Source organism: Amycolatopsis japonica (genome assembly GCF_000732925.1).
Classification (GTDB): Bacteria; Actinomycetota; Actinomycetes; order Mycobacteriales; family Pseudonocardiaceae; genus Amycolatopsis; species Amycolatopsis japonica.
The window spans coordinates 5651583-5674621 of record NZ_CP008953.1 but is presented as its reverse complement, the minus strand read 5'-3'; the positions used below and the strand labels follow the sequence as shown (position 1 = coordinate 5674621).

At 69.1% G+C, this 23039-nt stretch carries 23 protein-coding genes; 13 read left to right on the top strand and 10 right to left on the bottom strand.

All coding sequences use genetic code 11. The annotated features are described in order from the left end of the window. Positions 1 to 291: 291 nt before the first annotated feature. On the bottom strand, positions 292 to 1539 hold the full coding sequence (locus AJAP_RS26150) for an alpha/beta hydrolase (protein ID WP_038516070.1): 1248 nt from the start codon (positions 1537 to 1539) through the stop codon (positions 292 to 294). Positions 1540 to 1605: 66 nt separating this feature from the next. On the opposite strand from AJAP_RS26150, the gene AJAP_RS26145 reads away from it, so the two are divergent. From AJAP_RS26145 to AJAP_RS26115, 7 genes are all read left to right on the top strand, one after another. Continuing rightward, positions 1606 to 2997, top strand: coding sequence for a WS/DGAT/MGAT family O-acyltransferase (locus tag AJAP_RS26145; protein WP_038516067.1), 1392 nt, complete (start codon positions 1606 to 1608; stop codon positions 2995 to 2997). Positions 2998 to 3084: 87 nt separating this feature from the next. After that, positions 3085 to 4149: an acyl-CoA dehydrogenase family protein gene (locus AJAP_RS26140; RefSeq protein ID WP_038516065.1), complete on the top strand. Its 1065-nt coding sequence runs from the start codon at positions 3085 to 3087 to the stop codon at positions 4147 to 4149. Positions 4150 to 4153: 4 nt separating this feature from the next. After that, positions 4154 to 5326, top strand: a complete 1173-nt coding sequence (locus AJAP_RS26135; protein ID WP_038516062.1) for an acyl-CoA dehydrogenase family protein — start codon at positions 4154 to 4156, stop codon at positions 5324 to 5326. Next, complete coding sequence (locus AJAP_RS26130; protein ID WP_038516059.1) at positions 5323 to 6237, top strand: bifunctional MaoC family dehydratase N-terminal/OB-fold nucleic acid binding domain-containing protein; 915 nt, start codon at positions 5323 to 5325, stop codon at positions 6235 to 6237. Before AJAP_RS26135 ends, AJAP_RS26130 begins: the two co-directional genes overlap by 4 nt. After that, positions 6234 to 6629, top strand: coding sequence for a MaoC family dehydratase (locus AJAP_RS26125; protein WP_038516056.1), 396 nt, complete (start codon positions 6234 to 6236; stop codon positions 6627 to 6629). The genes AJAP_RS26130 and AJAP_RS26125 overlap by 4 nt, the downstream gene beginning before the upstream one ends. Continuing rightward, positions 6629 to 7798 carry a lipid-transfer protein gene (locus AJAP_RS26120; RefSeq protein WP_037343549.1) on the top strand — a complete coding sequence of 390 codons (1170 nt, stop codon included), beginning with the start codon at positions 6629 to 6631 and terminating at the stop codon, positions 7796 to 7798. The genes AJAP_RS26125 and AJAP_RS26120 overlap by 1 nt, the downstream gene beginning before the upstream one ends. A 168-nt stretch (positions 7799 to 7966) precedes the next feature. Further along, positions 7967 to 8536 carry a DUF5134 domain-containing protein gene (locus AJAP_RS26115; protein WP_038516053.1) on the top strand — a complete coding sequence of 190 codons (570 nt, stop codon included), beginning with the start codon at positions 7967 to 7969 and terminating at the stop codon, positions 8534 to 8536. A gap of 211 nt (positions 8537 to 8747) precedes the next feature. On the opposite strand, the gene AJAP_RS26110 is transcribed toward AJAP_RS26115, so the two are convergent. The 7 genes from AJAP_RS26110 to kstD all read right to left on the bottom strand — a co-directional run bounded on the left by AJAP_RS26110 (position 8748) and on the right by kstD (position 15070). Then, positions 8748 to 9209: a riboflavin kinase gene (locus tag AJAP_RS26110; RefSeq protein ID WP_038516050.1), complete on the bottom strand. Its 462-nt coding sequence runs from the start codon at positions 9207 to 9209 to the stop codon at positions 8748 to 8750. Positions 9210 to 9308: 99 nt separating this feature from the next. Continuing rightward, positions 9309 to 10058 carry a class I SAM-dependent methyltransferase gene (locus AJAP_RS26105; RefSeq protein WP_038516049.1) on the bottom strand — a complete coding sequence of 250 codons (750 nt, stop codon included), beginning with the start codon at positions 10056 to 10058 and terminating at the stop codon, positions 9309 to 9311. A 52-nt stretch (positions 10059 to 10110) separates the two neighbouring features. Further along, the gene (locus tag AJAP_RS26100) at positions 10111 to 10974 is read right to left on the bottom strand and encodes a MaoC/PaaZ C-terminal domain-containing protein (RefSeq protein WP_038516046.1); all 864 of its coding nucleotides are present in this window, start codon (positions 10972 to 10974) and stop codon (positions 10111 to 10113) included. A gap of 10 nt (positions 10975 to 10984) precedes the next feature. Continuing rightward, on the bottom strand, positions 10985 to 12010 hold the full coding sequence (locus AJAP_RS26095; protein WP_038516043.1) for a ferredoxin--NADP reductase: 1026 nt from the start codon (positions 12008 to 12010) through the stop codon (positions 10985 to 10987). Further along, positions 12007 to 12267 carry a hypothetical protein gene (locus AJAP_RS26090; protein ID WP_037343565.1) on the bottom strand — a complete coding sequence of 87 codons (261 nt, stop codon included), beginning with the start codon at positions 12265 to 12267 and terminating at the stop codon, positions 12007 to 12009. The genes AJAP_RS26095 and AJAP_RS26090 overlap by 4 nt, the downstream gene beginning before the upstream one ends. Further along, positions 12264 to 13403, bottom strand: a complete 1140-nt coding sequence (locus tag AJAP_RS26085; RefSeq protein WP_016332852.1) for a Rieske 2Fe-2S domain-containing protein — start codon at positions 13401 to 13403, stop codon at positions 12264 to 12266. Before AJAP_RS26085 ends, AJAP_RS26090 begins: the two co-directional genes overlap by 4 nt. Continuing rightward, complete coding sequence (gene kstD / locus AJAP_RS26080; protein ID WP_038516039.1) at positions 13400 to 15070, bottom strand: 3-oxosteroid 1-dehydrogenase; 1671 nt, start codon at positions 15068 to 15070, stop codon at positions 13400 to 13402. The genes AJAP_RS26085 and kstD overlap by 4 nt, the downstream gene beginning before the upstream one ends. 99 nt (positions 15071 to 15169) lie before the next feature. Here kstD and AJAP_RS26075 point away from each other — a divergent pair, with 99 nt between their 5' ends. The 6 genes from AJAP_RS26075 (at position 15170) to AJAP_RS26050 (ending at position 21556) form a co-directional block, all read left to right on the top strand. Then, the gene (locus AJAP_RS26075) at positions 15170 to 16768 is read left to right on the top strand and encodes an FAD-binding protein (RefSeq protein ID WP_038516036.1); all 1599 of its coding nucleotides are present in this window, start codon (positions 15170 to 15172) and stop codon (positions 16766 to 16768) included. 43 nt (positions 16769 to 16811) lie between these two features. Further along, positions 16812 to 17987 (top strand): 3-hydroxy-9,10-secoandrosta-1,3,5(10)-triene-9,17-dione monooxygenase oxygenase subunit, encoded by a 1176-nt coding sequence (hsaA, locus tag AJAP_RS26070; RefSeq protein ID WP_038516033.1) that lies wholly within the window; start codon positions 16812 to 16814, stop codon positions 17985 to 17987. Continuing rightward, positions 17987 to 18835 carry a 4,5:9,10-diseco-3-hydroxy-5,9,17-trioxoandrosta-1(10),2-diene-4-oate hydrolase gene (hsaD, locus tag AJAP_RS26065; RefSeq protein ID WP_038516031.1) on the top strand — a complete coding sequence of 283 codons (849 nt, stop codon included), beginning with the start codon at positions 17987 to 17989 and terminating at the stop codon, positions 18833 to 18835. The genes hsaA and hsaD overlap by 1 nt, the downstream gene beginning before the upstream one ends. Next, entirely contained in the window at positions 18835 to 19749 is a 915-nt protein-coding gene (hsaC, locus tag AJAP_RS26060) for an iron-dependent extradiol dioxygenase HsaC (RefSeq protein ID WP_038516029.1), read from the top strand. Before hsaD ends, hsaC begins: the two co-directional genes overlap by 1 nt. Then, positions 19746 to 20300, top strand: coding sequence for a 3-hydroxy-9,10-secoandrosta-1,3,5(10)-triene-9,17-dione monooxygenase reductase subunit (gene hsaB, locus AJAP_RS26055; RefSeq protein WP_038516026.1), 555 nt, complete (start codon positions 19746 to 19748; stop codon positions 20298 to 20300). Before hsaC ends, hsaB begins: the two co-directional genes overlap by 4 nt. 92 nt (positions 20301 to 20392) lie before the next feature. Then, on the top strand, positions 20393 to 21556 hold the full coding sequence (locus AJAP_RS26050) for a S8 family peptidase (protein ID WP_407639381.1): 1164 nt from the start codon (positions 20393 to 20395) through the stop codon (positions 21554 to 21556). Here the strand turns inward: AJAP_RS26050 and AJAP_RS26045 are convergent. Further along, positions 21544 to 21894 (bottom strand): hypothetical protein, encoded by a 351-nt coding sequence (locus tag AJAP_RS26045; protein WP_016332860.1) that lies wholly within the window; start codon positions 21892 to 21894, stop codon positions 21544 to 21546. The genes AJAP_RS26050 and AJAP_RS26045 overlap by 13 nt on opposite strands. Before the next feature lie 31 nt (positions 21895 to 21925). Continuing rightward, a complete protein-coding gene (locus tag AJAP_RS26040) occupies positions 21926 to 22972 on the bottom strand; it encodes a fatty acid desaturase family protein (RefSeq protein WP_038516019.1) in 1047 nt (348 codons plus the stop codon). Between the last annotated feature and the right edge of the window lie 67 nt (positions 22973 to 23039).

Here is a 23039-nt window from a genome sequence, read left to right as displayed (position 1 = left end):
GTCCAGGACACGGTTGGCTCTCACGGTCCTTGCGGCTCACGAGACGCGCCCCACCACGCCGCTGGCCCGCTCGCTCGCCCCCGAAGTACATGAAGGCCCCCTTCCTTGCGCTAGACGCAAGGAAGGGGCCTTCATGTACTTGAGGAAGGTGCGGAGGGGGCTTCACGCGCGCCCGCTGTTACTGCTGGTGCCACTGAGGCTGCAGTGGCGATCGCGTAGTCCGTGAAGGCCTCCTTGAGGGACCCAGAGTCCCTCAAGGAGGCCTTCACGGACCCCAGGTCGGGAACCAGCTCACGAGGAGCCGGAGCGGCGCCGCCAGGTGCGATAGCTCCACTCCAGGAACCGTTCCACCCCGCGCACCACGTGGGCGCTGCGGATCGAGGGGAAGACGTCGAAGGCGTGCTGCGCGCCGGAGATCTCCGCGTACGCGACCTCACGCTGGGACTTGTCCCGCAGGCGCCGCACGAATTCGCGTGCCTCGCCCACCGGCACCAGCGAATCGTGGACGCCGTGGATGACGAAGAACGGCGGCGCGTCCTCGGTGATGCGGTCGAGCGGGGACGCCGCGATGTAGTCGTCGAGGAAGTTCACCGGATCCCGGTCCGCCTCGAAGACGTGCCGGGCGATGAGCGTCTTCAGCCGCGTCTGGCTGGAGCGCCGTCCGCTGGTCGCGGCGAAGTCGTACACGCCGTAGTGCGGGGCGCACGCCTGGATGCTCGTGTCGGCTTCGGTGAAGCCGGGCTGCAGCGCGGGGTCGTTGGCGGTCAGTGCCAGCAGCGCGGCGAGATGCCCGCCCGCGGATCCGCCGGTGACGGCGACGAAGGACGGGTCGCCGCCGTAGGTCTCGGCGTTGTCCCGGATCCAGGCCAGCGCGCGTTTCGCGGCGACGATATGCGCGGGCCAGCGGGCGGCGGGGGAGAGCGGGTAGTTGATCGCGACGCAGATCCAGCCGCGTTTGGCCATGTGCAGCATCAGCGGCAGGCCCTGCTGGTCCTTGTTGCCGATCACCCAGGCGCCGCCGTGCACCTGCAGCAGGATCGGCGCGCCGGTGACCGGTTCACGCGGGGCGTAGATGTCGAGCAGGAACCGTTTCCCGCCGGGCGCGTAGGCGACGTTGCGCGTCCGCCGGACCTCCGGGTCGCGCATGCGGAACGGCATGGCCAGCTGGCCCCACGGCGTCGCGAGGTCGGTCGGGCTCGGCGGGTGCTCGAGTTCGTCGGCGTACGCGTCGCCGATGCCTTCGGTCAGCGCGGTCTCGATCTCGTCGCGGGCGCGCTGCGACTGCGCGATCAGCGTGCCGAGACCGGCCGCCGACGCCGCCGCGAGGGCGAGCCCCGCCTTGCTCGACGCGCCGCGGTGCCGGGCGACGTGCGCCGCCGCGTCGGCCGCGGTGAGCGCGAGCAGATGCGGGGCGAGCTCCCCGGTGAGCCAGCCCGCGAAGAACGCCGGGACCGCCGTCCGGGCGCCTCTCGGCGGCTTCAGCGCGTTCGCGGTGAGCGCGAGCTGGAGTGCCTGTCGGACGACGAAACTCGGCTGCATGGCCACCGATCCTACCGCCGGGTGACCGCCTAGAACGGGTTGCAAAGTTCACTTAAGGTGATTCTTATGCAGAGATTGAGTGGTCTGGACGCGAGTTTTCTGTACCTGGAGACACCGGCCCAGGTACTGCACGTGTGCGGGCTGCTCACCTTGGACGGTTCGACCATGCCCGGCGGCTACGATTTCGAGCGCTTCAAGGAGAAACTGGCCGAACGGGTCGAGCTGATCCCGGCGTTCCGGCGCAAGCTGCACAATCCACTCTGGAATCTCGCGCATCCGGTCTGGGTGGAGGACGAGGACTTCGACCTCGAAGCCCACGTTCACCGCATCGGCGTACCGGCGCCCGGCGACCGGCGGGAACTGGCCGAACTCTGCGCCCACATCGCGGGACAACGCCTGGACCGCGCGCAGCCGCTGTGGCAGTTGCACGTCATCGAAGGCCTCGCCGACGGCGGGATCGCGGTCCTGCTGAAGATGCACCACGCCAGCGTCGACGGGGTCGGCGGCGCCAGCCTGATCGCCTCCCTCGCCGGGCTCGAACCGGACGCCCCGCCGCCGGAGATCACCCAGGACGAACGCCGCAACGCGGACGTTCCCGGCAGGCGAGCGCTGTTCGGTGCGGGGCTGACGTCGTTCGCGAAACGTCCGGTCGAGGTGGCGAAACTGCTCCCCGGTCTGCTCGAACTCGTGCCGAGATGGCTGGGCAAAGCGTTGCAGGGCAAGGGAATGCCGGTTCCGTTCACGGCGCCGCGGACCTCGTTCAACGGGACGATCACCGCGCACCGCAGCGTCGCCTACGCCTCTCTCGACCTCGACGACGTCAAGCGGGTCAAGAACGCCTTCGGGGTGACCGTCAACGACGTCGTCCTCGCCGTGGTCGCCGGCGCCCTGCGGCAGTTCCTGCGGGATCGGGGCGAACTGCCGGAGGATCCGCTGGTGGCGACCGTTCCGGTGTCGGTGCACGGACGCACCGAGCGCGAGCACGGGATCAACAAGGTCTCGGCGTTCTTCGCGTCGCTGCCCACCCATCTGGAGGATCCCGCCGCGCGCGTGTTCATGCTCGCGGAATCGAACCGGCTGTCCAAGGACCATCACCACGACATCGACGCGGACATGCTCCAGGACTGGGCGCAGTTCTCGGCGGCGACCATGTTCGGGCTCGCGGTCCGTGCGTATTCCGCGCTGCGCCTGGCCGAACGGCATCCGGTGGTGCACAACCTGGTGGTCTCCAACGTGCCCGGCCCGCCGATGCCGTTGTACCTGCTGGGCTGCCGGATCACCGGGCTTTATCCCCTCGGCCCGGTGTTCCACGGCGCCGGGCTCAACATCACCGTGCTGTCCAACGCGGGCAGGGTGGACGTCGGCCTGCTCGGCGCCCGTGAACTCACCGGTGACCTGTGGCCGCTCGCCGACCATTTCGCCGACGCGCTCGCGGAACTGATCGAGGCCACCTCCTAGATCCTCCCCCTTGCCGTCGCGGCTCCTTCCGGATAAGACTAGAACAGGTTTCAATATTGTGCCCGTTCGCCCCGGTGAGGAGCCAGTGTGGACTTCCAGTTCGACGAGACGCAGACCGAGGTCACCGCGCTGGCCGCGCGTGTGCTCGGCAAGGAGCGTGAGCCCGCGGACACGTGGCGTGCGCTGGCCGACGCCGGTTTGCTCGCCTTGGCGCTGCCCGCCGAACTCGGCGGCGACGGCCTCGGCGTCGCCGAAGTCGCCTTGGTGCTGACCGAACTCGGCCGCGTCGCCTCGCCGTCGCCCGCGCTGGCGTCGCTGGCCTTCGGTGTCCTGCCGGTCACCGCGCTCGGTGGGCCGGATCAGCGCTCGGCGCTGCTCCCGCCGGTCGCCGCGGGTGACTCCGTGCTGACCGCCGCGCTGAACGAACCTTCCGCGCCGTTCACCACCAGGCCCGCGACCGTCGCGGAATCGGCGGGGGACTGGCGGCTGAGCGGGGTCAAGGTCGGCGTGCCGTTCGCGGCGGAGGCGACCCGGATCCTGACGCCCGCCTCGCTGCCCGGCGGCACCGGCGTCTTCCTCGTCGACCCGCGCGCGGACGGCGTGACCCTGACGCCGACGAGAACCTCTTCCGGCACACCGGATTACACGATGACGCTGGACTCGGTGACCGTCACCGACGCCGATCTTCTCAACGGGCACGGCCCCGGCGAGTCGATCGCGACGCTGCACCGGTTCGCGCTCGCGGGCGCCGTGGCGTTCGGCGACGGGCTGCTCGCCGGCGCGCTCGCGCTGACCACGGAACACGTCGGCGAACGGGAGCAGTTCGGGCGCCCGCTGGCGGCGTTCCAGGCAGTGGCGCAACAGATCGCGGACGTCTACGTCGCTTCGAGGACGGTCCAGCTGGCCGCGCGGTCGGCGGTCTGGCGGCTCGCGGCGGGGCTCGACGCCGACGCGGAACTCGACATCGCGGCCTACTGGCTGGCGGAGGAGGCGCCCGCGGCGCTGGCCGTCTGCCATCACCTGCACGGCGGGATCGGCGTGGACGAAACGTATCCACTGCACCGGTTCTCGTCGGCGGTCAAGGATCTGGGACGAACGCTCGGCGGCGCCTCGTATCGGCTGGCCGGTCTGGGCGAACTGGTGGCGGGGTGAACCGATGCTGATCGAATTGACCGCGGCGCAACACGAATTGCGCTCCGAACTGCGCGAGTACTTCGCCGGGCTGGTGAGCCCGGACGAGCGGCGCGCGATGCTGCGGGAGCGGCACGGGCCGGTGTACCGCGAGATCGTGCGCCGGATGGGCCGCGACGGATGGCTCGGCGTCGGCTGGCCGGAACAGTACGGCGGCCGGGGTTTCGGCGAGATCGAGCAGCACATCTTCGTCGACGAGGCCGCCCGTGCCGATGTCCAGCTGCCGTCGGTGACCCTGCAGACCGTCGGCCCCACGTTGCAGGCGTTCGGCACTGAAGAGCAGAAAGCCCTGTTCCTGCCCAAGATCCTCGCGGGCGAGGTGCATTTCGCCATCGGTTACACCGAACCCGAGGCGGGGACGGACCTGGCGGCACTGCGCACGACGGCGGTGCGCGAGGGGGACGAGTACGTCGTCAACGGTCAGAAGATCTTCACCACCGGCGGGCACGACGCCGACTACATCTGGCTGGCCGTGCGCACCGATCCCGGCGCGCCCAGGCACAAGGGGATCTCGATCCTCATCATGGACACCCGCGATCCGGGCTACTCGTGGACGCCGATCATCACCTGCGACGGCGCCCACCACGTGAACGCCACCTACTACTCGGACGTCCGGGTGCCCGCGAACATGCTGGTGGGCAAGGAGAACGAGGGCTGGCGGCTGATCACCACGCAGCTGAACCACGAACGCGTCATGCTCGGCCCCGCCGGCCGGATCGGCGGTCTCCACGACCGTGTCCGCGTGTGGGCGGCGTCGAGGAAGACCCCGGACGGGACTCCTCTGCTCCAGCTTCCCGACGTCCGGGCCGTACTCGCGGAAACCCTGGCGACCGCGCGGATCAACGAACTGCTGAACTGGCAGGTCGCGGCGTCGTCGGCGACCGGACCGGTGGCGGTGGCCGACGCGTCGGCCACGAAGATCGTCGGCTCCGAGCGCATCCAGGGGCTGACCAGGAAACTGGAGGAGATCGTGGCGCGACACGGCGATCAGGCCGACGCCGAAACCACTGACCTGGCGCAGTGGCTGGACGTGGTGGCCAAACGCAATCTGGTGCTGACCTTCGGCGGCGGCGTCAGCGAGATCCAGCGCGAGCTGATCGCCACCGCCGGGCTCGGCCTGCCGAGGGTGCCGCGATGAGCATCCAGGAAGCGGCCGAACGCATCGCCGCGCGCGGGGAATCCGCGCCGAGGGCCGCGCGCGACGCGGTCAACCAGGCGATGGTGAACAACTGGGTCGAAGCCATCGGCGATCGTAATCCCGTGTACGTCGATGAGGAGTTCGCCGCCGCGAGTGTCCACAAGGGACTCGTCGCGCCGCCCGCGATGGCGCAGGTGTGGACGATGGGCGGGCTGCACTGGACGAGGGCGTCGGACGATCCCCTCGGCGCGATGATGGAGGTGCTCGACGAGGCCGGGTTCACCTCGGTCGTCGCGACGAACTCCGAGCAGAACTACTTCCGGTATCTGCGGCACGGCGAACGGGTCGCCGCGACCGCGAAACTCGAAAGCGTCGTCGGGCCCAAACGCACCGCGCTGGGCGAAGGCTGGTTCGTGACGACGAAGACCACCTGGTACGTCGGCGACGAGGCCGTCGCGGACATGGTGTTCCGGGTGCTGAAGTTCCGTCCGCCGTCCGCCGGGCCCGCCAAGACGGCCGCGCCCGTGCTGCGGCCGGTGATCAGCAAGGACACCGAGTTCTTCTGGACCGGTCTGCGGGAAGGGGAACTGCGGATCCAACGCTGGGGCGAGACCTTGCGGCATCCGCCCGGCCCCATGCCGCCGGACGGAGACTTCGACGCCAAGCCGGACTACGTCTTCGCGTGCGGACGCGGAACGGTCTACAGCTACGTGGTGCACCACCATCCGAAGGTCCCCGGCAAGGATCTGCCGTTCGTGGTCGCGCTCGTCGAACTGGAGGAGGGTGTCCGGGTGATGGGCGAGCTGCTCGACACCGATCCCGAAACCGTCCGCATCGGACTCCCGGTGGAAGTGGCCTTCGTGAAGATCGACGAGGAACTGACGTTGCCCGCTTGGAGGGTCGCGCGATGAAGGACTGTTCGGTCGGCACCGAGCTGCCGCCGCTGACGATCGAGGCCACCCCGACCTTCGTGGTGAGCACCGCGCTGGCGACGCGGGACTTTCAGGACGTCCACCACGATCGCGACGCCGCCGTCCAGCGCGGCTCGAAGGACATCTTCCTCAACATCCTCACCGACACCGGCCTGGTGCAACGGTTCGTGACCGACTGGGCGGGCCCGGAGGCGTTCGTGCGCTCGATCAAGATCCGGCTCGGGGTACCTTGCTACGCCTACGACACGCTGACCTTCACCGGCCGGGTCACGGAACGGGACGGCGACGACGTCGTGGTCTCGGTGTCCGGTGTGGACAGTCTCGGTGAACATGTGGTGGGCACCGTGGCGATCACGTTGGGAGGCGAGTGATGACCCTCTCCGGACGGGCGGCCATCGCCGGGATCGGTGCGACGGAGTTCTCGAAGGATTCCGGGCGCAGTGAGCTGCGGCTGGCGGCGGAAGCGGTTTCGAGCGCGCTGAAGGACGCCGGGCTCACTCCGTCCGATGTGGACGGATTGGTGTCGTTCACCATGGACGGCAACAGCGAGATCGCCGTCGCGCGGGAGCTCGGCATCCCGGAGCTCAAGTTCTTCAGCCGGATCCACTACGGCGGCGGGGCGGCGGCCGCGACCGTGCAACAGGCCGCGATGGCCGTCGCGACCGGGGTCGCGGACGTCGTCGTCGCGTACCGGGCGTTCAACGAACGGTCCGGGATGCGGTTCGGGCAGGTGTCCTCGGCCGCGGCGGGGCAGGTGAACTCGTCCGGCGTCGACAACGCCTTCCACTACCCGATGGGCATCGCGACGCCGGCCGCGACCGTCGCCATGCTCGCCCGGCGCTACATGCACGAGTACGGCGCGACCAGCGAGGATTTCGGCCGGGTGGCCGTCGTCGACCGAGCCCGCGCGGCGACCAACCCCCGGGCGTGGTTCTACGGCAAGCCGATCACACTGGAAGAGCATCAGGCCTCCCGCTGGGTCGCCGAACCGTTGCATCTGCTGGACTGCTGCCAGGAGAGCGACGGAGGGGTCGCCCTGGTGATCGTCAGCGCCGAGCGGGCGCGCGACCTGCCGCACCGGCCCGCCGTGATCGCGGCGGCGGCGCAGGGGAGCGGGCCGGACCAGTACGTGATGACCAGCTACTACCGCGACGATCTCCCGGCGCTGCCCGAAATGGGTGTCGTGGGACGGCAGTTGTGGGAGCAGTCCGGGCTGGGTCCGGGCGACATGGACCTCGCGGTGCTGTACGACCACTTCACCCCTTATGTCCTGATGCAGCTGGAAGAACTCGGCTTCTGCGGGAAGGGCGAGGCCAAGGACTTCATCGGCGGCGGCACCCTGGAACTCGACGGGAAGCTCCCGCTCAACCCGCACGGCGGGCAGCTGGGGGAGGCTTACATCCACGGGATGAACGGGATCGCCGAAGGGGTCCGGCAGCTGCGGGGCGACGCCGTCAACCAGGTCGATGGGGCCGCGCGTGTGCTGGTGACCGCCGGCACCGGCGTACCCACGAGCGGACTGGTCCTGACCGCGGGCTGAGTGCCTGTTGGTGAACCCGCCGGTGATTCGGCACAGCGGGTTCACGCGTGCGGTCGCCTTCCGGATCAAATCTCAGCTCCGCCAACAGGCTCTGAGATCACCTCAATGCCCGATGGTGTACTAGAGCGCCACCTGCCACGGTGAAGGGGTTACCGGCCGGGAGGTGCCATGTCTGGACCAATCGTCGTCGCGTGGGCCCTGACCGCGGTGTTCGCCGCGCTCGTCCTGCCCTGCGTGCTGAGACTCGTCCGGCTGGACTACGGCAGGCAGGGCGCGGCGGTCCGCAACGGCGACCTGGCCGAACTGCTGCTCGTCGTCGCCATGGTCGCGATGCTGTCGCCGGTGGGCGGCCCGATCCCGGCGGCGGGCTGGCAGGCGGTGCTGGCGCTGACCGCGGGATGGTTCGCCGTCTCGTGGTGGAAGGGCAGGCGCTCCGGGCACACGTCGTGCGGGCATCACGCCGTGTCCGCCGTCGCGATGCTGTTCATGGTGACGTTCATGCCGCACAGCGAGGTGACCCGCGGGCCGTGGCTGGTGATGTCCGGCCCCGGCGGCACTTCCGCGCTGTGGCTTTCGCTGCTGTTCGGCGCCGTGGCCGCGTATTTCGCGGCGGACGCCGTACGCGCCGGGGTGCTGGCGTCGCGGGGCGCCACGGCCTCCGGTCAGACGTCGCGGCGGGTGTGCCGGGTGATCATGGGGCTCGGCATGGGGTACATGCTGCTGGGCGCGGCGGTCTAGGGGCGGGAGCCGTCGCGCGTGTCGCGAAAGCCACTTTCGCAACACTCAACGTTGCGAAAGTGGCTTTCGCAACTTCTTGGGAAGCCGGGCTGGAAGACGTGTCGCGAAAGCCACTTTCGAGACATCCAAGGTCGCGAAAGTGGCTTTCGCGACCTCGCCAGACGGCGGTCGTGGGCGATCGGACTGCTTGAAGCAGAGGTCCTGCGGCGGTCTAGGAACCGAGCGGCACGCGCCGCACGACACCGGCCTCCGCGGCACCCGCGTCCGGCAAACCGTCGGCCGGGTTCTCCGCGGCCCACTTGCGGGCGTCGGCGATGTCCTTGTTGAGCGCGACGATCAGCGCCTCCGACGACGGGTACGCCTCCTGCTCGCGCAGGTGGTGGCCCAGCCAGACGGTCAGCACCTCGCCGTAGAGGTCGCCGCTGAAGTCCAGCAGATGCGCCTCGACGAGCCGATAACCGTCCGCGCCGTAGTAGGTCGGCCGCCTGCCGACCGAGACCGCGGCCGCGATCCGGGTGCCGTCGGCACGTTCGGTCCAGCCCGCCCACACTCCGTCGCCGACCTGGCCGTCCTGGTCGCGCAGCGCGATGTTGGCGGTCGGGAAACCCAGTTCCCTGCCCCGCTGATCGCCCTTCTCCACCTGGCCACGGACCACGAAGTACTCCGTCGTCATGCCGCTCCCGTCCCTGCCGTCACGAGAGCCATGAATACCATGCCTCGCGGCCGGGGTCGACCGCCGTTCACGTCGCGGGAGTGTCCACTGTGTACTCGGTCACGTGGTGACGACGCGATACCCGAGGTCGAGTTCCGTCCGGCCGAGCAGCCCGACGTGGTGCCGGTGCCAGTGCCCGTCCGCGAGATCGGCGCGCAGCCGCTCGACCGCCGTCGCGACGACGTTCTGGTCCAGCAAGGCCACCCCCGACATCCCCGCGCGCACGCGCTCGGACAGGTACGCCTCCGGCCTGCGCCAATACGCGCCGAGGAACCCGTCGACGCAGTCCGACGGCACCGGCAGCGGAGCCACCGCGGGCACCTGGCCCGCCTCGGTCAGTTCTTCGACGACCCGGTCGAGACAGGCCAGCCTGCTCTCGTGTTCGGCGATCTCCGGCAGGTAGTCGCGCACGAGCCAGAACCGCGCGAACACCGCCTGGTCCCAGGTCACGATCACCTGGCGGCGGGAGACGCGCCGCAACTCGGCCAGCCCGGCGGTCACGTCCGTCCAGTGGTGCACGGTGAGCACCGCCAGGGCGACGTCGAAGGCGCCGTCGGCGAAGGGCAGGCCTTCCGCGCACGCCTGGACGGCGGGCGCCGCCGTGGCGGGACGCTGCGCGATCATCCGCCGTGACGGCTCGACGGCCACCACGTCGCGGTCTTCCGGCTCGTAGGAACCGGCTCCCGCCCCGACGTTGACCACCGAGCGCGCGTCGCCGAGGGCCGCGGTGATGGCGGCGGCGACGCGGGGATCCGGCCGTCTCGATCGCGCGTAGTCCCGGCCGAGTTCGGCATACGGGTCCGAGATCAAGGGGCGCACCCGGCCGAGTCTAGCCAGGTGCGCTACCTGCGGGAACGATGATTCAGTCTGTCGTGGTCAAGAAAGTGTCGGAAAGGACGGGCGCGTCGTCCCGGTCCGGCGCCGTGGTCGCGATCAGCAGCCCGGCGGGCTCGCGCCAGACGCGGGTCCGCAGCGGTTCGCCGGGGAAGACGACGCCGGCGAACTTGGCCGAGAACGACGCGACGCGGGTGGTGTCGCCGTCGAGGCACGCGTCGGTGACCGCCTTCGCGACGACGCCGTAGGTGCACAGGCCGTGCAGGATCGGCCTGTCGAACCCGGCCGCCGCGGCGAACGCGGGATCGGCGTGCAGGGGGTTGCGGTCCCCGCAGAGCCGGTAGAGCAGCGCCTGTTGCGGCAGCGTCGGGGTGTCGATGACGGCGTCCGGCTCCCGCGACGGGGGTTCGGCCCGGTCGGACGGACCGCGTTCGCCGCCGAAACCTCCTTCACCGCGGGCGAAGATGCTCGATCGCAGTGTCCACAGTGGAGTGCCGTCCGAGTCGGTGGCGACCGTCTCGTTCACGATCACGGCCGCCTTGCCCTTGTCGAAGACGTCGACGATCCGCGTCCGCGCCACGGCCTTCCCCGAGACCGGGATGGGCCGGTGCGCGATGACCTCCTGCTTGCCGTGCAGCACTTTCCCGAGGTCGACCTCGACGCCGGGGAACGAGACCGCGGGCGGCTCGAACACGCGCAGGTTCGCCGCCACGGTGGCGAACGTCGGCAGCACCTGGAGGCCCTCTTCGTAGGTGTAGCGCAGTTCGCGCGGGCTCATCGGGTCCGCGCCGGCGCCCAGCGCCAGGTGGTAGAGCTGCACGTCCGACGCGGTCCAGGCGAAACTCACCTCGCCGAGGTCGGCGCCGATCGCGACCGAAGGATCGATGGGCACGGGGGAACTCCTACTCGTAGGTGACGGTGACCTCGTCGGTCAGCGGCAGGGACTGGCACGCCAGCACGATGCCTTCGGCGATGTCGTCGCCGTCGAGGACCTCGTTGTTCAGCATCTTCACCTCGCCGGAGACGATCCGGCAGGCGCACGCGCTGCACTGGCCCTCGCGGCACGAGTACGGCGCGTCGAAACCCTTTTCCAGCAACAGGTCCAGCAGTTTCGTCCGGCGAGGCCACGCGAGGTTCTTGGTCTCGCCGTCGAGGGTGACCTCGACCGACGCCGGGGTCTCGGCCTCTTCGACGGCGACGGGCTCGGCCACCTCGAACGGGTTCCCGCCCAGCGACAGGAACCGCTCCAGGTGGATCCGCTTGCGCGGCAGCCCGAGGTCCTTGAGCACCGTGCGTGCCGCGTCCATGAACGGCCCCGGGCCGCAGAGGAACGCCTCGTGCGCGGTGTACGGCGCCACCAGCGTGCGCAGGTGAGCTTCCGTCGGCAGCCCCTGCAGGCTCTCCAGCCAGTGCACGACGACCAGCCGGTCGGAGTACCGAGCGGCGAGGTCCGCCAGTTCTCGCGCGAAGATCACCGAGCTCTCGTCGCGGTTCGCGTACAGGAGCACCACCTTGCCGGTGCCGTGCTCCAGCGCGGATTTGAGGATCGACATCACCGGCGTGATCCCGCTGCCGCCCGCGAGCAGCAGGAAGTCCTCGTCGAGCGACGCGGGACTGAACACCCCGGCGGGCGGGAGGACCTGGACCTCTTGCCCCGCCCGGAGGTTGTCGCACAGCCAGTTCGACCCGTAGCCGTCGGCGGTGCGTTTGACGGTGACCTGCACCCGGCCCTCGTGCGGCGCGCTGGAGAGCGAGTAACAGCGGGCCACCGAACCGGTCCGGTCGCTCGGCACCCGGACGGTGAGGAACTGCCCTGGGACGTAAGCGAAAGCGGAGACGTGCTCGGCCGGGATGTCGAACACGATCGACCGCGCGTCGGCCGTCTCGGTGATCACCTCGGCCACGGTCACGGTGACGGGACCGCTCATTCGGGCACCTCCAGCAGGCCGTCTTTCAAGGCGATCTCGATGCTCTCGGTGAGATTGCCGCAGGTGTCGAGCAACGCCGTCTGCGCCCCGGACGCCTTCTGTTCGGCGAACACCGGGCAGCTCCGGGACGCGTCACTCGTCCACTGGATGCTGGTGTGCTGCATGCTGTTCTTCTTGACCAGCACGCACGTCCCGCACGAGCGGCAGGTCAGCGGCCGCAGCCCGGCGGTGAGGAATTCGACGGTCTCGGGCTTCACACCCCGGCCTCTTCCGCCTGCTGCCGTGCCAGGTTCTCGGCCACCTCCGCCGCCCAGACCTCGTTGGCGCGGCTGGTGTCCACTTCGAACTCGAACCGCTGTGTCATGTCCTCGGTGACGTCGGCCGCGTCCACATAGAACTGGTCGTACCAGCGGCGCAGCTGGTACACCGGCCCGTCTTCCTCGCACAGCAACGGATTGTCGATACGGGTCTTGTTGCGCCAGATCTCGACGTCCTGCAGGAAGCCGACGCCGATACCCTTGGCGAACTTCCCGGCGATCTTGTCCGCGTGCTCGTCCGAGACACCCTCGAACTTCTTCACGCTCACGCCCCACTGCAGCACGAACGAGTTCTCGGTGACCGGGTAGTGGCAGTTGATCAGCACGTTCTCGATCTCGAAACCCTGGTACGTGTTGAGCAGCTTGTTGATCATGTACGACGGACCGAAGTACGACGCCTCGGACCGCAGCAGGTTCTCCTCGCCGCCGTAGTTCGACGCCATGCCCTTGTCCGGGCGGCCCTTCGTGTTCAGGTACTGCGTGGCGATGTGGCCCTCGAACACGTTCTTGAAGTAGGTCGGGAAGGCGTAGTGGATGTAGAAGAAATGCGCCATGTCGACCATGTTGTCGATGATCTCGCGGCAGTTGGAGCCCTCGATGAGCACCGAGTCCCAGGTCCAGTTGCTCCACTCGCCGGTGAAGATGCCTTCGATCCGGGGGATGACGACGTCGTCCGGCGGCGGGTTGCCCTCCGGGTCGTGCCAGACGAACAGCTGCTTGTTCTCCTCCAGCACCTGCCACGATTTCGTGCGCGCCCGCAGCGGAACCCGTTTGGCGTAGGGGATCGACACGCATTTGCCGTTGCCGTTCCAGCGCCAGTCGTGGAACGGGCAGGCGATCTCGTCGCCCTTGACCTCGCCCTGGGTGAGGTCGCCGCCCATGTGGCGGCAGTACCCGTCGAGCACGTTCAGCTTGCCGGACGAATCGGCGAAGACCACCAGTTTCGTCCCGAACGCGGTGATGGCGTGCGGTTTCCCGTCGCGGAACGTCTCGGCGAGGCCGAGGCAGTGCCACCCGCGCGCGAACCGTGCGGGGGGTGCGCCCGCGTCGATCTGTCGTACGGATTCCGTCGTCATCGGCTGCCTCCCGGTTGACCGTGATCTTGCTGCGCGAGGTGCTCGGCCGCAAGGTAGCCGAACACCATCGCCGGGCCGATCGTCGCGCCGGGGCCGGCGTAGGTGCGGCCCATCACCGCCGCGCTCGTGTTGCCCGCCGCGTAAAGCCCGTCGATGACCGACCCGTCCTCGCGCAGGACGCGCGCGTGCGGGTCGATCCTCAATCCGCCCTTGGTGCCCAGGTCGCCGGGCACGATCTTCACCGCGTAGTACGGCGCGACGTCCAGCGGACCCAGGCTCGGGTTGGGTTTGTTCCGCGGGTCGCCGTAGTAGTGGTCGTACGCGCTGCGCCCGCGATGGAAGTCCTCGTCCACGCCGCTTTTCGCGAAGCCGTTGAACCGGCGCACGGTGTCCTCCAGCGCGTCGGCCGGGACTTCGATCCGCTCGGCGAGTTTCGCGATGGTGCTCGCTTTGACCGCGATGCCCGCTTTGAACCAGCGGCCTGGCAGCGGCTGGCGGGGCCCCAGACCGGTGAACATGTACCGGTTGCGGTTGCGCTGGTCGAACACCAGCCAGGTCGGGAAGTTCTCGCCGGGTCCGTCCCCGTCGCCGTACATCGCGTGCACGGCCTCGACATAGGGCGCCGACTCGTTGACGAAACGCTCACCCCGCCCGTTGACCATCAGGCAGCCCGGCCGCGACCGCTCGGCGAGCGCGAACCACGGGCCACCGGTGAGCGGGATGGACGGACCCCACCAGGCGTCGTCCATCAGGTCGACGGCCGCGCCGAGTTTGAGCCCGGCGTCGATGGCGTCGCCGGTGTTGGCCTCCGCGCCGACGGTCCACTCCGTACCGATGGGCGCGCGCTGATACTTGACCCGCATCTCCTCGTTGCGCTCGAACCCGCCCGCGCCGAGGACGACGCCGAGCCGCGCGCGGATCGTCTTGTCCTCACCCTCGTGGCGCACGACGACGCCGGTCACCCGGTCGCCTTCGATCTCCAGATCCACCAGGGGAGTGTTCAGCCACACGGGAACCTCAGCCCGTCGCAGTCCCTCACGCAGCCCGGCCGCAAGCGCTTGCCCCATGGACAGCAGCCGCTGACGGCGGATCCTGCCCGCGAGCCAGCGGCCGCCGAGGCTCAGCACGCGGAGGACGCCGCGCGGGTGCCGGGCGAGCAGGCTCAGCCACCGGTAGTCCGCTTGGGTGATCGGCGCGCCCAGCGGGGGAGCGCTGTACGGCGGCTCCAGATTCGCCAGTTCCGGGCCGAGCAGGTTGCCGTCGAGCGCGACCGGTTCGACCGAGCGTCCGCCGGCGCGCCCACCGGGGGCCTCCGGGTGATAGTCCGAGTAACCGCGGACCCAGCGGAAGCGCAACGGCGTGTGGTCGCAGACGAAGGACAGCACCTCGGGGCCGCGGTCGAGGAAGGCCGACCGCAGTTCGGCGGGGACGACGTCACCGACGATCGCTTCGAGGTATTCGCGCGCCCGCTCCGGGGGTTCGGAGATCCCGGCCGCCCGCAGCGCGTGGTTGCCGGGGATCCAGACGCCGCCGCCGGAGCGCGCGGTGGAGCCGCCGAAGTGGGCGGCCTTCTCCACGACCAGGACCTCGAGTCCTCGGTGGGCTGCGGACAGTGCGGCGGTCATCCCGGCGGCACCGGTGCCCGCCACGATCACGTCGAACTCCATACGCCCCTCACCTGAAACACGTTGTAGGAAGTATCGAGCAGCATCCGCGCTGCTCCAGTCACCATAGACGAGAACGTGTTCTAGTTCTAGGGTAGGGCCATGGACTCCCTCGTCGCGGATGTGGTGATCGTGGGTTTCGGTGCGGCGGGCGCCTGCGCGGCGATCGAAGCGGCCGACGCCGGTGCCCGGGTGCTCGTACTGGACCGGTTCTCCGGCGGTGGCGCGAGCGCGGTCAGCGGCGGTGTCGTCTACGCCGGTGGCGGGACGGCGCAGCAGCGGGACGCGGGCGTCGACGACAGCGTCGACGCGATGTACGACTACCTGCGGCTCGAGGTCGGCGACGTCGTCTCCGAGGAGACCCTGCGGCGGTTCTGCGCGGGCAGTACGGAGATGATCTCCTGGCTGGAAGGCAACGGCGTCCCCTTCGAGGGAAGTCTGTGCCCGTACAAGACGTCTTATCCGAGCGACAAGCACTATCTGTACTACTCGGGCAGCGAGGCGGCAGGCGGTTTCCGCGAGGCGGCCAAGCCGGCGCCGCGCGGACATCGCGTCAAGGGTCCCGGCACTTCCGGGAAACTGCTGATGAAACGCCTGGCCGAGGCGGTCCGGAGCCGCGGGATCCAGGTACTGCCGCAGACGGTGGCGCGGAACCTGATCGTGGACGACGACGGCACCGTCACCGGCGTCGTGGTGTCCACCCTGCGGGACGCTCCCGCTCACGTGCGGGCCGCGCATCGGAAGCTGTCCGCGTATGCCGCGAAACCGGGGATCTACGTGCCGTCGCTGCGGAAGTCGTTGCACCGGCGGGCGGAGCGGATCGAACGCCGATACGGCCGTGAACTGCGGATTTCCGCCACGCGCGGGGTCGTTCTCGCGGCGGGCGGGTTCATCGCGAACCGCGAGATGGTGCGCGAACACGCGCCCGCGTACCGGGGCGGGCTGGCGCTCGGGACCTCGGCCGACGACGGATCCGGTATCCGGATGGGCGTCGAGGCGGGCGGCGCCACCGCCGAACTCGGGCGGATCTCCGCCTGGCGGTTCATCACCCCGCCGTCGGCGTTCCTCGGCGGTCTGCTCGTGGACGAGTCGGGCGGCCGGATCATCGACGAATCCCGCTACGGCGCCGCAGTCGGCGAACGCATGATCACCGAGCACGGCGGCCGCGGCTGGCTGCTGGTCGACGACGCCATCGTCGGGGAGGTCAAACGGGACGCGCGCGGGCAAAGCCAATGGTTCCAAGGACTTCAGGTGCGCTATCTCCTGCGGCAACGGGTCGTCGCCGGGTCGCTGGACGAGGTCGCGCGCAAGGCGGGCGTCGATCCGGGCGGGCTTGCCGCCACGGTCGAGGCCGCGCGTTCCGGCGCGGATCCGGTGGGTAAGCCCTGGGAATTCGCGCGGCCGCTGGACCGGGCGCCGTATTCGCTGATCGACGTCTCGATCAAGCCGAACCTCGGCTATCCGTGCCCGATGCTGACCCTGGGTGGCCTGGTCGTCGACGAGGAGACCGGTGCCGTGCGGTCCGGGGCCGGGGTCCCCATCCGCGGTCTGTACGCGGCGGGCCGGACCGCGGTGGGAATCTGTTCTAGGTCCTATGTGAGCGGTCTGTCGCTGGCCGACTGCGTGTTTTCCGGTCGGCGTGCCGGACTGCACAGTGCGCTCGACCGGGGATCGGTCGACAAAAACGAGAACGTGTTCTAGTCTTGGATCCGGTTCACGGAGTATGGCGAGAGAGGGAACGCATATGAGCGAGCACGCCGCGCAGGACGTGATCGCGGGGATCCGGGAGCTGCTGCCGGTCCTGCGGGAGCGGGCGCAGGAGGCGGAGGACGCCAGGCGCGTTCCCGAGGAGTCCGTCAAATCCCTGCAGGAGACCGGGTTCTTCAAGATGCTGCAGCCGAAGACCTTCGGTGGCATCGAAGCCGACCCGGTGAGCTTCTACACCGCGGTCAAACTCGTCGCGAGCGCGTGCGGGTCCACCGGCTGGGTCGCCTCCATCCTCGGCGTCCACCCGTGGCACCTCGGCCTGTTCGAGGCGCAGGCGCAGCAGGACGTCTGGGGTGACGACACCGACGTCCGGATCTCGTCGTCGTACGCGCCGATGGGCAAGGCGGACGTCGTCGAGGGCGGCTACCGGCTCAGCGGGCGCTGGAGTTTCTCCTCGGGCTGCGACCACGCGACCTGGGTGCTGCTGGGCGGGCCGACGTTCAAGGACGGCAAACCCGTCGACTTCTGCACCTACCTGGTGCCGATCTCCGACTACACGATCGAAGACGTCTGGGACACCGTGGGCCTGCGCGGCACCGGGTCCAACGACATCATCGTGAACGACGTGTTCGTCCCGAAACACCGCGCGCTGAGCTTCATCGCGACGTCGAGGTGCAAGACGCCGGGCCAGGAGATCAACCCCGGGCCGCTGTACAAACTGCCGTACGGTTCGGTGCATCCGAGCACGATCACCGCGCCGATCATCGGGATGGCGCAGGGCGCCTACGACGCGCACGTCGAGCACCAGGGCAAGCGGGTCCGCGCGGCGTACGCGGGCGAACAGTCCAAAGAGGACCCGTTCGCGAAGGTGCGCATCGCCGAGGCGGCCAGCGAGATCGACGCGGCCTGGCTCCAGCTGACGCACAACATCGACGAGCTGTACCAGCTGGCGTGCCAGGGGGAGAAGCTCCCGTTCCCCACCCGGCTGCGGGTCCGCCGCGACCAGGTCCGCGGTACGGAACGCGCGATCTTCGCCATCGACCGGCTTTTCGAGAACTCCGGCGGCCGCGCGCTGCAGGCCGGAACCCCGATCCAGCGGTTCTGGCGCGACGCCCACGCCGGCCGGGTGCACGCGGCGAACGACGCCGAGCGCGCCTACGTCATGTTCGGAACCGGCGCCTTCGGGCTGCCCGTCGAGAATGCGATGGTCTGATGACCGAAGGCAAGTACGTCACCGTCCAAGATGGACTCAAGCTGCACTACCACGAGGCGGGTGCGGAACACGCGGAGACGGTGATCCTGCTGCACGGCGGTGGGCCCGGCGCGTCGGCGTGGAGCAACTTCGGCCGCAACCTCCCGGTGTTCGGTAAGAACTACCGGACGTTGGCCGTCGACCAGCCCGGGTTCGGCCGGTCGGACAAACCGACCGAGCATCCGCAGTACTTCCGGCACAGCGCGGACGCCGTGGTCGGGCTGATGGACGAACTCGGGATCGAGCGGGCGCATTTCGTCGGGAACTCGCTCGGCGGCGGGGCTTCCGTGCGGCTCGCGCTCAACCATCCGAAGCGGGCCGGGCGGCTCGTCCTGATGGGACCGGGCGGCCTGAGCGTGAACCTGTTCGCCCCCGATCCCACGGAAGGCATCAAGAACCTCGGCCGGTTCAGTGCCCCGCCGGGGCCGAGCCGCGAGAAGCTCGAAGCCTTCCTGCGGATCATGGTGCACGACCAGTCACTGATCACCGACGAACTGATCGACGAGCGGTTCGCCGCCGCGAGCGCGCCGGAGTCGCTGGCCGCGATGAAGGCGATGGGGAAGTCTTTCGCCCAGCCGGACTCCTACGAAGAGGGCATGCTGTGGCGTGAGGCGCATCGCCTGCGCCAGCGCGTGCTCCTCATCTGGGGGCGCGAAGACCGGGTGAACCCGCTCGACGGCGCGCTGCTCGCGCTCAAGACGATCCCGCGTGCGCAGCTGCACGTGTTCGGCGGCTGCGGGCACTGGGCGCAGCTGGAGAAGTTCGACGAGTTCAACCGGCTGGCACTCGACTTCCTGGGAGCCTCCTGATGGGTATCCGTTCGCTCGCCTACCTGCGTATCGAAGCCACCGACATGGCCGCGTGGCGCGAATACGGGCTGAAGGTCCTCGGCATGGTCGAGGGTTCCGGCACGAATCCCGAGGCGCTTTACCTGCGCATGGACGATTTCCCGGCGCGGCTCGTGGTGTTCCCCGGCGAGCGCGACAGGCTCGCCGTCGCGGGCTGGGAGGTCGCCAACGCCGGCGAACTCGACGAGATCCGGGCGTCGCTCGACGCGCACTCGGTGCCGTACAAGGAAGGCACGCCGGATCAGCTGGCCGATCGCCGGGTCGACGGCCTTGTGTCCTTTGAGGACCCCTCGGGCAACACGCTCGAAGTGTTCCACGGGGTCGCGCTGCAACATCGGCGCGTGGTGAGCCCGTACGGGCACAAGTTCGTGACCGGTGAGCAGGGGCTCGGGCACGTCGTCCTGTCCACACACGACGATGAGGCGTCCCTGCGCTTCTACCGCGACGTGCTCGGTTTCCGGCTGCGGGACTCGATGAAACTGCCGCCGCAGATGGTCGGCAGGCCCGCCGACGGTGCCCCGGCGTGGCTACGGTTCTTCGGCTGCAACCCGCGTCACCACAGTCTCGCGTTCCTCCCGATGCCGACTCCCAGCGGCATCGTGCATCTCATGGTCGAAGTGGAGAACACCGACGATGTCGGTCTCTGTCTCGACCGGGCCATCCGCCGGAAGGTGCCGATGTCGGCGACCCTCGGGCGGCACGTCAACGATCTGATGCTCTCGTTCTACATGAAGACCCCCGGTGGCTTCGATGTCGAATACGGCTGCGAGGGACGTCAAGTGGACGACGAAAGCTGGATCGCCCGAGAGAGTACGGCGGTTTCCTTGTGGGGACACGACTTTTCAGTCGGCGCGCGTCCGCCGGGTCAGTCGTGACCCCGGTGACGGACCTCGGCGCGGACATCGATCCGGCACGGTTCCGCACGGTGCTCGGGCATTTCTGCACGGGCGTGGCGGTCGTGACCGGACACGACGGCGAGGCTCCGGTGGGCTTCGCGTGCCAGTCTTTCGCGGCGCTTTCACTGGATCCGCCGCTGGTGCTTTTCTGCCCTGCCAAGACTTCCCGGACGTGGGCGGTACTCGCCGAGTCCGGCCGGTTCGCCGTCAACGTGCTCGCCGAAGATCAGCAAGACGTCAGCGCGGTGTTCGGCGCGCGGGGCGCGGACAAGTTCGCGTCGGTCGACTGGACCCCCGCCCCGTCCGGATCTCCTTTGCTGACCGGGGCATTGACGTGGATCGACTGCACGCTCGAAGCGGTGCACGAGGCGGGGGACCATTACGTCGTCGTCGGCCGGGTCACCGCGCTCGGGGAACCGTCCGACGATCGGCCGCTGCTGTTCCACCGCGGGCGGTACACGGTGACCGAACCGGTGACGGACGCGCTCGCCGCGCTCATGCCGTGGCCGCGTCCCGACGACTGGCTTTAATCCGTATAAACGAAAAAATGTAAAGCTGTCCTTTCCGGTGGCTTCCGCTTAGCGTTTTCGGCGGAAGCTCACCAAGGAATGGGGACAGCAACGTGAATTCTCGCAGACTGGCCGGAATCGGGTTGGCCGCCGCCGTCGTCACGGTCTTGGCAGGCGTGACGCCGGCGCAGGCGGCCGAGGGCGCGATCGTCGGCGCCGGTGCGGAAGGCGCCGTCGCCGACAGCTACATCGTCGTGCTCAAGGACGGCTCGACCGCCGACAAGCCTTCGCTGGCAAGCAAGTTCGGTGGTGCCATCGGGCGGCAGTACACGCAGGGGATCAGCGGTTTTTCGGTGGCCCTGAAGGAGCGGCAGGCCAAACGGCTCGCGGCCGACCCGGCGGTCGCCTTCGTGGAACAGAACAAGGTGCTGCGCGCCGAGGCGACGCAGACGAATCCGCCGTCGTGGGGGCTCGACCGCATCGATCAGCGCGATCTTCCGCTCGACGGAAAGTACACTTATTCGACGACCGCTTCGAATGTGAACGTCTACGTTCTCGACACCGGGATCCGTGCCACGCACACCGATTTCGGCGGCCGGGTGAAGCAGGGTTACGACTTCGTCGACAATGACACCAACGCGGACGACGGTTACGGTCACGGCACCCATGTCGCGGCGACGATCGCCGGTGCGAAATACGGTGTCGCCAAGGGTGCTTCGCTGTACCCGGTGCGCGTTCTCGGCTCCGACGGAAGCGGCACGACCGCGGGGGTGATCTCGGGCGTCGACTGGATCACCAAGAACGCCAAGAAGCCCGCCGTGGCCAACGCCAGCCTTGGTGGTGGCGCGTCGACCGCGCTGGACACCGCGGTGCGGAACTCCATCAAGTCGGGGGTCACCTGGACGATCGCCGCCGGCAATTCCAACGTGAACGCCGCGAACACCTCGCCCGCGCGGGTCACCGAGGCGCTCACGGTCGCCGCGGCGGACCGCACCGACCGCCGCGCTTCGTTCTCCAACTACGGTTCCGTGGTCGACCTGTTCGCGCCGGGTGTCTCGATCACGTCGGCCTGGAAGGACAACGACACCGCGACCTACACCGGTAACGGCACCTCGTTCGCCGCGCCGCACGTGGCGGGTGCCGCGGCGCTGTACCTGTCGTCGCACACCGGCGCCACCGCGGCGCAGGTCGCTCAGGCGCTGATCAGCGCTTCGACTCCGGGGAAGGTCACCAACCCCGGTAGCGGCAGCCCGAACCGCACGCTCTACGTCGGATAGGTTCCCTCGGGGGTGGCTCGGTCCCGGCGCTGTGCCGGGACCGAGCTCTTTCGTCCGCGGGGCCGGGGCGGGCCGAGCAAGGAACGCAAGGCCAACGGCGGCAACGACAACAGTTGTTCGAGTTCGGCGAGCGCCCGGAGCGATTCCGGGCGTTCCGGTCTCCGTCTGCCGGACTGCCAATGGCTCAGCGTCGGCACACTGATGGAGACGCCGCGGAGTTCGAGGCGATGGCGGATCCGGTCGAGCGGGAGCCCGCTGGCCGTGATCGCCGCGCGCAGGGCCCGCGGGAACGGTTCTGGATGCAGGGTGGCGCCGGGGAAGATCTTCGGGGGCGACATGCACTGAAAGTAAGAAGCCGTATCTGGAGTGTCAACGGCGTCCGGCGGGCGTCTCAGCCGGTGAACCCGACGAAAGTCGGATCGGCTCACCCGCTTCGTGCAGGCTCCGCAACGCGAGCGAGTACGACTCGAGGAGCCCCGTCTCGTGATACGGGACGCCGATTTCCGCGCAGTATTCTTGGACGATGGGCCGGGCGCGGCGAAGATGCGGCGACGGCATACTCGGGAACAAGTGGTGCTCGATCTGGTAGTTGAGCCCGCCGAGCGCGACATCGACGACGCGGCCACCGCGGACGTTGCGTGAGGTGAGCACCTGCTTGCGCAGGAAGTCGAGTTCGGTGTCGCCGGACAGGATCGGCATCCCCTTGTGGTTCGGCGCGAAGATCGATCCCATGTAGACACCCCACAGTGCTTTGTGGACGATGAAGAAGACGAGTGCCTTGCCGGGCGAGAGGACCACGAGCAGCGCGCTGAAGTAGAGCGCGAAATGCGTCAGCAGCAAGGCCGCTTCGAGCCCGCGCCTTCGCAGACCCGGCTTCCAGACCGCGCGGATACCGGAGAAGTGCAGGTTCAGGCCTTCGAGGGTGAGCAACGGGAAGAACAGGAACGCCTGGTAGCGGCCGATGAACCGCGGAAGTCCCTTGCTGGCCCGCGCCTGCTCCTTCGACCACACGAGGATGTCCGGATCGACGTCGGGGTCGAGGTCCTCGTGGTTCGGGTTCGCGTGGTGGCGGGTGTGCTTGTCCATCCACCAGCCGTAACTCATGCCGACACCGAGATTGCCCGCGATCCGGCCGGCGATCTCGCTCGGGCGACGGGTCCGGAACACCTGGCGGTGCGCGAGATCGTGCGACAGCAAGGCGATCTGGCCGAACATCACCGCCTGGAACACGGCGATCCCCAGCTGCCACCAGGAATCCCCGATCGCGAAGAAGGCGATCCAGCCGCCGACGAAGAGGGTGGCGACCAGGCCGATGCGGAAGACGTAGTAGCCGGGACGGCGGTCGAGGAGGCCCGCTTCGCTGACGCGGCGGGACAGACGGGCGAAATCGCTGCCTGTGCGGAGGTTTGCGGTCACCGTTGTGAGTCTGGTTCGGGGCGGGGGCGGGGTGAATGCGGTGCGCCGGTGGGTTGGTGCGGGGGTT